We start from the raw sequence: 11134 nt of genomic DNA, 5'->3' as shown, positions 1-11134 counted from the left end.
CGCTGCCGCTCGTCGCCGCGGCGCCCCTGCTTGGCCTGATGCTCGGCCTGGAGCCGCAGGCGCAGGCCGGCGTCGCCGCGTCGCTGCTGGCGGGAACCCCGGCCCTGACCTTGCTCGGCGCCATTGGCGCGGCGCTGACCGCGGGCATGCGGCGCGGCGGCCTTTTGATGGCGGTGCTGATCCTGCCGCTGACGACGCCGGTGCTGATTTTCGGCGTTTCCACGGCTGCGGCGGCGAGCGGCGGCACGGTGCCTTTCCACACGCCCTTGCTGATTCTCTGCGCCCTGTCGCTGGCGACAATCGCCGGGGCGCCTTTCGCCGCCGCCGCCGCGCTGCGGGCGAGAGAGGCCTGAACCGTCACCGCCGCGGAGCTCATTCCGGATCAGCCCCACCATCGGACGAAGACTCCGGCTCCTGCGCCTGACCATCATCGATCGCCTTGGGCGTTTTGACTTTCTTGTGCCGCACGCCTTGGTGGAGCATCTCGATCTGCACCTGCTGGATTTCCGACAGGCGTTGCCATTGCCGGGAGATGAGGTAGTCGATTTTCTCGTGCAGATGGCGGATTTCCAATTCCGCCTTGAGGTTCACGCGATAGTCGTTGAAGGAGCGCTGACGGTCTTTGTCGTCCTGCCGCTTCTGGCTCATCATGATGACGGGCGCCTGGATCGCCGCAAGACAGGACAGCACGAGATTGAGCAATATGAAGGGATAGGGGTCGAACGCCGCCCCTTCGCCTCTGACGATATTGTAAGCCATCCAGATCATCAGAACGACGAAGAACGATATGAGGAACGCCCAACTTCCGCCGAAACTCGCCAAATGGTCGGAAAGACGTTCCCCCAATGTGCGCTGTTCGTCGTATTCGTCCTCGGTGTTCTCCGCGATTGTTTCCTGTTTCGCGATGCTTTCGGCGACCTGCCGGTCGAGTTCCGAGAATTCGCCATGCTCCTGCTGAAGCAGTTCTTCCACGTAAAGCTTCTGATAGCGGGCGAGTTCGCCAAAGCTGATCTTCGCGTTCGGCGGCAGGTCGGGAAAGTCGCGTCGGATGCGATCGGCGAGGGAAGGCCGCAAGCTGTCGATACGGATCAACTGGCGCTTGCGGTACATGCGCCCGCTGATCGCCGAGGTCGCTTTCTTGACGCGCTGCTTGACGTCGACCGTCTGGTCGTCGCCGTCAACGAAGTCCTGCTCTTCCTCAAAGTTTTGCTCGTCGACCTCCTGCTCGTCGACCTCCTGCTCTTCGATGCTATCGTCAAGCGAGGGCTTCTCCCTGTTTGGCGTCGTGACCATGGCCGTCTCCAGAAAAAACGTGTGAGCGAGGCTCACGAAAGGCGACGGCCCGCCGGGTATCCGGCGGGCCGTCCTGATCAAGCGATCACTTCAGGTCGTTGCGTTCAGGCGACCACGCTTTCAGCGATTTCGACAAACTCCGGAATCTGATCGAAGTTCATGTAGCGGTAGATTTCTTCGGTCTTGCCCTTCAGCGCGCCGAATTGCTCCATATATTCCTCGAATGTCGGAATCCTGCCCAGCAGCGCCGCCACCGAGGCCAGTTCCGCCGAGGAGAGGTAGACGCGGGTGTCGATGCCGAGACGGTTGGGGAAGTTGCGGGTCGAGGTCGAGATCGCGGTAGAGCCCTTGCGGACCTGGGCCTGGTTGCCCATGCACAGCGAGCAGCCGGGCATTTCCATGCGGGCGCCGGACTTGCCCAGCGTCGCGTAATAGCCTTCCTCGGTCAGGATGTGGGCGTCCATCTTGGTCGGCGGCGCGATCCACAGCCGGGTCGGGATGTCGGTCTTGCCGGCGAGGATTTTGCCGGCGGCGCGGAAGTGGCCGATGTTGGTCATGCACGAGCCGATGAAGACCTCGTCGATCTTGTCGCCGGCGACCTCGGACAGGACCTTGACGTCGTCCGGATCGTTGGGGCAGGCGAGGATCGGCTCCTTGACATTGGCCAGGTCGATCTCGAACACCGCCGCATATTCGGCGTCGCCGTCGGGCTGGAGCAGGACCGGGTTGTCGATCCAGGCCTCCATGGCCGCGATGCGGCGCTCGAGCGAGCGTCGATCCTGGTAGCCCTGAGCGATCATCCACTTCATCAGCACGATGTTCGAGGACATGTACTCGATGATCGGCTCCTTGTTCAGCCGCACCGTGCAGGCGGCGGCCGAACGCTCGGCCGAGGCGTCGGAGAGCTCGAAGGCCTGTTCCACTTTGAGGTTAGGCAGGCCTTCGATCTCGAGGATGCGACCGCTGAAGACGTTCTTCTTCCCCTTCTTCTCCACGGTCAGCGTACCGTTCTGGATCGCCGCCAGCGGAATGGCGTTGACCAGGTCGCGCAGGGTGATGCCCGGCTGCATCTCGCCCTTGAAGCGGACGAGCACCGATTCCGGCATGTCGAGCGGCATGACGCCGGTCGCCGCCGCGAAAGCGACGAGGCCGGAGCCGGCCGGGAAAGAGATGCCGATCGGGAAGCGGGTGTGGCTGTCGCCGCCGGTGCCGACGGTGTCGGGCATCAGCAGGCGGTTGAGCCAGGAGTGGATGACGCCGTCGCCCGGCCGCAAGGCGACGCCGCCGCGGTTGGAGATGAAGCCCGGCAGTTCGTGGTGGGTCTGGACGTCGACCAGCTTCGGATAGGCCGCGGTGTGGCAGAACGACTGCATCACCAGATCGGCGGAGAAGCCGAGGCAGGCGAGATCCTTCAGCTCGTCGCGGGTCATCGGCCCCGTGGTGTCCTGCGAGCCGACAGTGGTCATCTTCGGTTCGCAATAGGTGCCGGGGCGCATGCCCTTGCCTTCGGGCAGACCGCAGGCGCGGCCGACCATTTTCTGGGCGAGGGTGAAGCCCTTGTGGGTGTCGGCCGGAACGGTCGGCAGGCGGAACAGGGTGGATACCGGCAGGCCCAACGACTCGCGGGCCTTGGCGGTGAGGCCGCGGCCGATGATCAGCGGAATGCGGCCGCCGGCGCGCACTTCGTCGAAGATCACATCGGACTTGACCGTGAACTCGGAAATGACTTCGCCGTTCTTCAGGGCCTTGCCGTCATAGGGGCGCAGCTCGACGACATCGCCGGTTTCCATCTTCGAGACGTCGAGCTCGATCGGCAGGGCGCCGGCGTCTTCCATGGTGTTGTAGAAGATCGGGGCGATCTTCGTGCCGAGGCAGACGCCGCCGAAGCGCTTGTTGGGGACGTAGGGGATGTCCTGGCCGGTGAACCACAGCACGGAATTGGTGGCGGACTTGCGCGACGAACCGGTGCCGACGACGTCGCCGACATAGGCGACCGGCAGGCCCTTGGCGACCAGCGCCTCGAGCTGCTTGAGCGGGCCACGGACGCCCGGCTCGTCTGGGACGATGCCGGGGCGGGCGTTCTTCAGCATGGCGAGGGCGTGCAAGGGGATGTCGGGACGGGTCGAGGCGTCGGGGGCCGGCGACAGATCGTCGGTGTTGGTTTCGCCGTTGACCTTGAACACGGTGACGGTGAGCGATGAGGGCACCTCGGGACGCGAGGTGAACCATTCGGCGTCGGCCCAGGACTGGATGACGCCCCGGGCGTTGGCGTTGCCCTTGTCGGCCAGTTCCTTGACGTCATGGAAATAGTCGAACATCAGCAGGGTCTTCTTCAAACCCTCGGCCGCGACGGCGCCTACTTCCGAATCGGCTAGCAGGTCGATCAGCGGCTTGATGTTGAAGCCGCCGAGCATGGTGGCGAGAAGCTCGGTCGCTTTTACGCGGGAGACGAGTGCGCTCGATTCCTTGCCCTGGGCGACCGCGTCGAGGAAGCCGGCCTTGATGCGGGCGGCGTCGTCGACGCCCGCCGGCACGCGATGGGTCAGCAAGTCGACGAGAAAAGCCTCTTCGCCGGCTGGCGGATCGCGCAGCAGGGCAATAAGCTCCTGGGTCTGCTTGGCGGAGAGCGGCAGCGGCGGAATTCCTAGAGCGGCGCGCTCGGCGACATGGGCGCGATAGGTCTCAAGCATCGACATTCGTTGACTCTTTCCTTGAACGTGAGAGAGCGTGGCGAGTCGATGGCCGCGCCCCGAAAGAAACTCGGAACGCATAAACGACAGCTGAGCCCTTCGCGTCAATTATCGTTCTTGCTAAGATGCTTGACCGTGGACGACGCCGCAAGGCTTGGGCCCCGTCCGGAAACCCCGTCAAATCTCGCCCGAATCTCGCCGGGTCGCCGTCATTTCGCCCGCAATTAATTGCATTTGGCGGCGAGCCCGCCTAATCAGGCGGCGAAAGGCTGCAGGTCGATGCTCAAATACGCCAATCCGACTTATTTTCTGGCGCTCGCCAGCCGGGTGATCCCGTGGCTCGCAGGCGGCGCCGCGCTCGCCTTGGCGGTCGGCCTCTATCTGACCTTTTTCGTCGCGCCGGACGATTACCAGCAGGGCGCCTCGGTCAAGATCATGTACATCCATGTCCCCTCGGCCTGGCTCGGCATGATGTGCTACATGGTCATGACCTCGGCCGCGCTCGGCACGCTGGTCTGGCGCCACCCCCTCGCCGACGCCGCGCAAAAGGCCGCTGCGCCGCTGGGCGCCGCCTTTACTCTGCTCTGCCTGGTCACCGGCTCGCTGTGGGGCAAGCCGATGTGGGGAACCTGGTGGGTGTGGGACGCGCGCCTTACTTCCGAACTGGTGCTGTTCCTGATCTATCTCGGCCTGATCGGCCTTTGGCAGACCATAGAGGAGCCGGCGCAGGCGGCGCGCGCCGCCGCCATTCTCACTCTGGTCGGCGTGGTCAATATCCCGATCATCAAATTCTCGGTCGACTGGTGGAACACCTTGCACCAATCGGCTTCGGTGTTCCGCCTCGGCGGTCCGGCGATTTCGCCGTCGATGCTGTGGCCGCTGCTGGTCATGGCCCTGGCCTTCACGCTTTTGTTCTTCACCCTGCATCTGATGGAAGTGCGCAACGAAATCTTGCGCCGCCGCCTTCGCCGCCTCAGCATTCTCGCGGCCAGCGCCGAAGACGCGGAATATTCCCCGGAGGCCGCGCGATGAAGGATTATTCCTCCTATATCTTCGCCGCTTACGGCTTTGCCGCCGTGCTGGTCGGTTTTGTGACCGTCAGGATCGTTCTCGATTATCGCGAGCTAAAAAAGCAGCTGGCGCGGTTCGACGAACGGGAGAAGGGCCAATGAGCGAGCAAAACGAAACGGCCCGGCCTCCGATGAGCTGGAGGGCCGCCCTGCCCCTGATCGGCTTTCTCTTTCTGGCCGGACTGTTCGTCATGCGGCTGCAATCGGGCGATCCTTCGGTGCTGCCTTCGCCGCTGATCGGGCAGCAGGCGCCCGCCTTCAAACTCGCCGGCATCCCGGAAGGCGACAGGCCCGGACTGTCCGACGCTGACCTGCGTCAGGGCAAGACCACGGTGCTGAATTTCTTCGCCTCCTGGTGCGGGCCGTGCCGGCTCGAACATCCGGTGCTGAAAAAACTGTCGGCCAATGAAGCCCTCAAAGCCATGGGTGTAAGAATCGTCGGGATCAATTACAAGGACGAGCCGGCCAACGCGCGAACCTATCTCGCCAGCGACGGCAATCCCTATGCCGCCATCGGCGACGATCTCAACGGCCGCGTCGGCATCGACTGGGGCGCGACCGGCGTGCCCGAAACCTTCATCATTCGCGGCGATGGAACCGTCGCCTTCAAATATACCGGGCCGATCACCGAACGGGCGCTGAACGACATCGTCCTGCCGGAAATCGAAAAAACTTTGCGCTAGATTTTCAGCGCCGCCCGCTTTTCTCCTGGATCGCCATGTCCCAAGACTTACATGCCAAGCCCCTGACCGCCAGAGCCTGCGGTCCTTTGCGCGGGCGGGTAAAACCGCCGGGCGACAAGAGCATTTCGCACCGCGCCTTCCTGCTCGGCCTGCTTTCGGTCGGCGAGACGCGTGTCGAAGGCCTGCTGGAGGGCGAGGACGTTCTTCACACCGGCCGCGCCTGCGCCGCGCTCGGCGCGAAGATCGAACGTCTCGGCGAAGGAAGCTGGAGCATTTTTGGCGCGGGCCTCGGTTCCTTGCTCGAACCGAGCGAAACGCTCGACTTCGGCAATGCCGGCACCGGCTCGCGCCTGATGATGGGCGTGGTCGGCGGTCACGGGATCACCGCACGGTTCGACGGCGACGCCTCCTTGCGCAAGCGGCCGATGCGCCGCATTCTCGATCCGCTGGTGCTGATGGGCGCGCAGGTGCTGGAACAGGCCGATGGCGGACGCTGCCCGATCCTGCTCAAGGGGACGCCCGAACCGGCCCCGATCGAATATCGCACGCCGGTCGCCTCGGCCCAGATCAAGTCGGCGGTGCTGTTCGCCGGGCTCAACGCGCTTGGCCGCACCACCGTGATCGAAAGCGAGGCCAGCCGCGACCACACCGAAAAAATGCTCAGGTTTTTCGGCGCCGATCTGCGCTGCGAGCCCTTTGGCGAACATGGCCGCAAGATCACGCTCGAAGGCCGCCCGGAATTGCGACCGCGCGCCATCGCCGTGCCGGTCGATCCCTCTTCCGCCGCCTTCCTGATCGCGGCGGCGGTGCTGGTCAAGGGCTCCGACATCGTCGTCGAAGGGGTGATGATGAATCCCTTGCGCACCGGTTTCCTCACCACCTTGCTGGAAATGGGCGCGCGGATCGACATTCTGGAGCGGCGCGAGGAAGGCGGCGAGGATGTCGCCGATTTGCGCGTTCGCGCCAGCGAGCTGACAGGGGTCGATGTGCCCGCCGCCCGCGCGCCGTCGATGATCGACGAATATCTCATTCTCGGCGTCGTCGCCGCCTTCGCGCGCGGCGTGACGCGGATGAACGGGCTGCACGAATTGCGGGTCAAGGAATCCGACCGTCTCGCGGCCACCGCCGCAGGACTCCTCGCCAATAGCGTGCGCGCGTCGATCGAAGGCGACGATCTCATCGTCGAAGGCGGCGCGGGCGCCTGTCCGGGTGGCGGCCTCGTCGAGACCCATCTCGATCATCGGCTCGCCATGAGCTTTCTGGTCATGGGCCTCGCCTCGCAAAATTCGGTGCGCATCGACGACGAGACGATGATCGCCACCTCCTTCCCGACCTTCCGGCCGCTGATGGCGCAACTGGGCGCGGAATTTTCCTGATGATCATCGCCATCGACGGTCCGGCCGCATCGGGCAAGGGCACGCTCGCCCGCCGTCTCGCCGCCCATTTCAACCTGCCGCATCTCGATACGGGCCTGCTCTATCGGGCGACGGCGCGGGCCCTGCTCGATCACGGCTCGCGGCTCGACGACGTCGAGGCCGCCGTTCGCGCCGCGCGCGGTCTCGCCTTGCTGGACTTCGACGAGCAGCGCCTGCGCGGGCGCGAAATGGGCGAGGCGGCCTCGGTCGTCGCCGCCTTGCCTGAGGTGCGGGCGGCCCTGATCGATATGCAGCGCGCTTTTTCCGCGCGCCCCAGCGGCGCTGTTCTGGACGGTCGCGACATCGGCACGGTGATCGCGCCGGGCGCCGATGTTAAAATCTTCGTGACCGCCAGCCCGGAGGCGCGGGCCCAGCGACGGGCGCTGGAACTGCGCGGACGCGGCGAAAAGGTCGATTACGCCGCCATTCTCGAAGATATCGTCAAGCGCGATAAACGCGACAGCTCAAGGGCTGACGCGCCTTTGAAGCCGGCGTCCGACGCCCATGTGCTCGACACCACCGATTTGAATGTCGAAGCTGCGTTCGCCGCCGCGTTCAAGCTGGTCCAATCGGCGCGCGCGTGAGTCCTTCCGCCCTTTTTCCTTGTGATCGCCCGCTGAAATTGATATTAGCCCGAGTTCACGCAGGTGCGCTTTACGTTCCCGCGTGAAAAACCTGCTCCCGCCCGCCGGCCCGCGCCGGCCCGCCTGAAAAGACGGAGGCGCATCGAGAAAAACGATGCGCGCCAGCGGAACGGAGCCTCCCATAAACGCCAACCCAAGACCGGCGCCGCCCATAACAGGGCATTTTAGGAGAACTTATGTCGTCTGCCAGCAACGCGGGTTTCAATCCGTCGCGTGATGATTTTGCCGCCCTGCTCGCCGAAACCTACGGCGAGAGCGAAGCTTTCGAGGGTTCGGTCGTCAAGGGCCGCGTCGTCGCCATCGAAAAGGATGTCGCCGTCATCGACATCGGCCTCAAGACCGAAGGCCGGGTCCCGCTCAAGGAATTCACCGGCCACGGCCGCGATCCGGCCCCCGGCGTCGGCGATGAAGTCGAGGTTTATCTCGAACGCGTCGAAAACGCGCTCGGCGAAGCCGTCATCTCGCGCGACAAGGCGCGCCGCGAGGAGAGCTGGGTCAAGCTCGAAAAGGCCTTCGAGGCCAATGAAAAAGTCGATGGCGTCATCTTCAACCAGGTCAAGGGCGGCTTCACCGTCGATCTCGACGGCGCCGTGGCCTTCCTGCCGCGCTCCCAGGTCGATATCCGTCCGATCCGCGACGTCACCCCGCTGCTCGGCGTGCCGCAGCCCTTCCAGATCCTGAAAATGGATCGCCGCCGCGGCAATATCGTCGTGTCGCGCCGCACCGTGCTCGAAGAGAGCCGAGCCGAACAGCGCCATGAAATCGTCGCCAACCTCGAAGAAGGCGTGACCATCGACGGCGTCGTCAAGAACATCACCGATTACGGCGCGTTCGTCGACCTCGGCGGCATCGACGGCCTGCTGCATGTCACCGATATCGCCTGGCGCCGCGTCAACCACCCCAGCGAAGTGCTGAACATCGGCCAGACGGTCAAGGTGAAGATCATCAAGATCAAACACGAGACCCACCGCATTTCGCTCGGCATGAAGCAATTGCTCGAAGACCCGTGGCAGGGCATCGAGGCCAAGTATCCGATCGAAGCGCGTTTCCATGGCCGCGTGACCAACATCACCGACTACGGCGCGTTCGTCGAACTGGAGCCGGGCATCGAAGGCCTGATCCACGTTTCGGAAATGTCCTGGACCAAGAAAAACGTCCATCCCGGCAAGATCGTCGCGACGAGCCAGGAAGTCGACGTGCAGGTGCTGGAAGTCGATTCGGTCAAGCGCCGCATTTCGCTCGGTCTCAAGCAGACCCTGCAGAATCCGTGGGAAGCTTTCGCCGAGAAGCATCCGGTCGGCTCCGATGTCGAGGGCGAGGTCAAGAACAAGACCGAATTCGGTCTGTTCATCGGTCTTGACGGCGACGTGGACGGTATGGTCCATCTGTCGGACCTCGACTGGAACCGTCCCGGCGAACAGGCGATCGAGGATTACAAGAAGGGCGACGTTGTGCGCGCCCGCGTTCTCGACGTCGATGTCGAGAAGGAGCGCATTTCGCTTGGCGTCAAGCAGCTTGGCGGCGATCCCTTCGTCACGGCAGGGGCTCCTGCCGGCGAGGAAGGCGAAATCAAGAAGGGCGCCATCGTCACTTGCGAAATCCTCGAAGTGAAGGACGGCGGTCTCGAGGTCAAGATCATCGGCTCAGACCTTCAGGCCTTCATCAAGCGCAATGAACTGGCGCGCGACCGCAACGACCAGCGTCCCGACCGCTTCGCCGTCGGCGAAAAGGTCGACGCCCGCGTCACCCTGTTCGACCGCAAGGCGCGCAAGGTGGCTGTGTCGATCAAGGCGCTGGAAGTGGCCGAAGAGAAGGAAGCCATCGCTCAATATGGCTCCGCCGATTCGGGCGCTTCGCTCGGCGACATTCTCGGCGCCGCGCTGAAAGCTCGCGAAACGAAGTAATTTTCGTCGCTTTCTCCGAAAACTCGACCCCGTGCGAAAATTTCGCACGGGGTTTTCTTATCTCTGGGTGACCCATGACTTACGCCGTCGGCGTCGATTTCGGCACCACCAACAGCGTCATCGCCTTCGCCAATGAGCAAGGCGAAGTGCGCAGCTTCTCCTGGCCGACGCCCAAGGGACCGACCCAGACCTTTCGTACGGCGCTGATGTTCTGGAAACAGGGGCGCGGCCTTGGCCATGTCGCCGGGCCGCAGGCGATGGAGCGCGCCGTCGCGGCGGAAGAGGGCGAGCGTTTCATTCAATCGTTCAAGACCCATCTCGCCAGCGCGGTTTTTTCGGAAGCGCGGCTGTTTGGAAACAAGGTCACCATCGAGGAGATGGTCGCCATTTTCTTGCGCCATCTTTTCGAGGCGCAGGGCGGGACGCAGATCGCGGCAAAAGCCTGGCTTTGCGCCGGCCGGCCGGTGGTCTTCGCCGGCGAAAGACCCGACGAGGACCTGGCCGTTCGCCGCCTCTCCGACGCCTATGCCGCCGCGGGCTTGGCGCAGGCCGATTTCGCCTTCGAGCCGCTTGGCGCCGCCTATTGGCACGCGCGCCATCTCAAGCGCGACGAGACCGTTCTCGTCGCCGATTTCGGCGGCGGCACCAGCGATTTCGCCCTGCTGCACTTTTCGCCCTCGTCGCATGGGCTGGAGGCCGAAGCCCTGGCGCATGGCGGCTGCGGCGTCGCCGGCGATTCCTTCGATTATCGGCTGATTGACCACGTGATCTCGCCGCGTCTCGGCAAGGGGGCCAGCTATCGCTCGCTCGAAAAACTCTTGCCGCTGCCCGCCTATTTCCATGCCGCCTTCGCACAATGGCATCAGATTTCCTGGCTGAAATCGTCAAAGACGCTAGGCGAATTGCGCCGTTTTGCCGAATTCAGCGATCGCGGCGGCGAACTGGAGGCGCTGGCCGAACTGATCGAAATGGATCTAGGATTCGAGCTTTACCAAACCGTCGGCGCGGTCAAGGCTTCCCTGTCTAGCGCGACTGAGGCGCCTTTGCGTTTTTGTCGCGGCGGCGTCGCCATTGACGCGCAGGTGAAGCGAGACGATTTCGAGAACTGGATCGCGCCCGATCTCGCCAGAATCGAAGCGGCGTTGGATGAAACGCTGGCGCTGGCCAAACGCGGCGTGGAAAAGATCGACGCCGTGTTCATGACCGGCGGAACGTCGCATATTCCGGCCCTGCGGCGAATTTTCGAGCAAAGATTCGGCGCGGAAAAATTGCATTTCGACAATCCGTTCCAGTCGGTCGCCGCCGGGCTCGCTCTTTTGGCGGCCGACCGGCGCCGCCGAGCGGAAAAGCCGCCGGTCAAGAAAAGAATTGCGCAGCCTCATTGAGCTTTGCCCCGGCAGCGCCTAGATTCCGGGGCCGACTTGGAGAATAGGGC

At 63.8% G+C, this 11134-nt stretch carries 10 protein-coding genes; 8 read left to right on the top strand and 2 right to left on the bottom strand.

The window, feature by feature from the left end:
- On the top strand, positions 1-353 hold a 353-nt coding region (locus ACLP2E_RS04540), incomplete at its 5' end, for a heme exporter protein CcmB (RefSeq protein ID WP_442465268.1).
- A gap of 19 nt (positions 354-372) precedes the next feature.
- Here ACLP2E_RS04540 and ACLP2E_RS04535 read toward each other — a convergent pair.
- A complete protein-coding gene (locus ACLP2E_RS04535; protein WP_442465267.1) occupies positions 373-1293 on the bottom strand; it encodes a DUF1003 domain-containing protein in 921 nt (306 codons plus the stop codon).
- A 104-nt stretch (positions 1294-1397) separates the two neighbouring features.
- Positions 1398-3989, bottom strand: a complete 2592-nt coding sequence (gene acnB, locus ACLP2E_RS04530; RefSeq protein ID WP_442465266.1) for a bifunctional aconitate hydratase 2/2-methylisocitrate dehydratase — start codon at positions 3987-3989, stop codon at positions 1398-1400.
- Positions 3990-4262: 273 nt separating this feature from the next.
- Between acnB and ACLP2E_RS04525 the strand changes: the two genes are divergently transcribed.
- The 7 genes from ACLP2E_RS04525 to ACLP2E_RS04495 all read left to right on the top strand — a co-directional run bounded on the left by ACLP2E_RS04525 (position 4263) and on the right by ACLP2E_RS04495 (position 11084).
- A complete protein-coding gene (locus tag ACLP2E_RS04525) occupies positions 4263-5015 on the top strand; it encodes a heme ABC transporter permease (protein ID WP_442465265.1) in 753 nt (250 codons plus the stop codon).
- The gene (ccmD, locus tag ACLP2E_RS04520; RefSeq protein ID WP_442461866.1) at positions 5012-5155 is read left to right on the top strand and encodes a heme exporter protein CcmD; all 144 of its coding nucleotides are present in this window, start codon (positions 5012-5014) and stop codon (positions 5153-5155) included. Before ACLP2E_RS04525 ends, ccmD begins: the two co-directional genes overlap by 4 nt.
- Entirely contained in the window at positions 5152-5736 is a 585-nt protein-coding gene (locus tag ACLP2E_RS04515; RefSeq protein WP_442461867.1) for a DsbE family thiol:disulfide interchange protein, read from the top strand. Before ccmD ends, ACLP2E_RS04515 begins: the two co-directional genes overlap by 4 nt.
- 35 nt (positions 5737-5771) lie before the next feature.
- On the top strand, positions 5772-7112 hold the full coding sequence (aroA, locus tag ACLP2E_RS04510; RefSeq protein ID WP_442465264.1) for a 3-phosphoshikimate 1-carboxyvinyltransferase: 1341 nt from the start codon (positions 5772-5774) through the stop codon (positions 7110-7112).
- Entirely contained in the window at positions 7112-7735 is a 624-nt protein-coding gene (gene cmk / locus ACLP2E_RS04505) for a (d)CMP kinase (protein ID WP_442461869.1), read from the top strand. The genes aroA and cmk overlap by 1 nt, the downstream gene beginning before the upstream one ends.
- Positions 7736-7971: 236 nt before the next feature.
- A complete protein-coding gene (gene rpsA / locus ACLP2E_RS04500) occupies positions 7972-9699 on the top strand; it encodes a 30S ribosomal protein S1 (protein ID WP_442465263.1) in 1728 nt (575 codons plus the stop codon).
- 74 nt (positions 9700-9773) lie between these two features.
- The gene (locus ACLP2E_RS04495) at positions 9774-11084 is read left to right on the top strand and encodes an Hsp70 family protein (RefSeq protein WP_442465262.1); all 1311 of its coding nucleotides are present in this window, start codon (positions 9774-9776) and stop codon (positions 11082-11084) included.
- The last annotated feature ends 50 nt before the right edge of the window (positions 11085-11134 follow it).

Source organism: Rhodoblastus sp. (genome assembly GCF_052145335.1).
Taxonomy (GTDB): Bacteria; Pseudomonadota; Alphaproteobacteria; order Rhizobiales; family Beijerinckiaceae; genus Rhodoblastus.
Note: the sequence above shows the minus strand (reverse complement) of the source record. Positions and strands in the feature narration are given on the sequence as shown.

Coding starts and splice junctions, on each gene's coding strand:
- cmk (WP_442461869.1), top strand. CDS start 7,112: ATGATCATCGCCATCGACGGTCCGGCCGCATCGGGCAAGGGCACGCTC.
- ACLP2E_RS04535 (WP_442465267.1), bottom strand. CDS start 1,293: ATGGTCACGACGCCAAACAGGGAGAAGCCCTCGCTTGACGATAGCATC.
- aroA (WP_442465264.1), top strand. CDS start 5,772: ATGTCCCAAGACTTACATGCCAAGCCCCTGACCGCCAGAGCCTGCGGT.
- ACLP2E_RS04525 (WP_442465265.1), top strand. CDS start 4,263: ATGCTCAAATACGCCAATCCGACTTATTTTCTGGCGCTCGCCAGCCGG.
- acnB (WP_442465266.1), bottom strand. CDS start 3,989: ATGTCGATGCTTGAGACCTATCGCGCCCATGTCGCCGAGCGCGCCGCT.
- rpsA (WP_442465263.1), top strand. CDS start 7,972: ATGTCGTCTGCCAGCAACGCGGGTTTCAATCCGTCGCGTGATGATTTT.
- ccmD (WP_442461866.1), top strand. CDS start 5,012: ATGAAGGATTATTCCTCCTATATCTTCGCCGCTTACGGCTTTGCCGCC.
- ACLP2E_RS04495 (WP_442465262.1), top strand. CDS start 9,774: ATGACTTACGCCGTCGGCGTCGATTTCGGCACCACCAACAGCGTCATC.
- ACLP2E_RS04515 (WP_442461867.1), top strand. CDS start 5,152: ATGAGCGAGCAAAACGAAACGGCCCGGCCTCCGATGAGCTGGAGGGCC.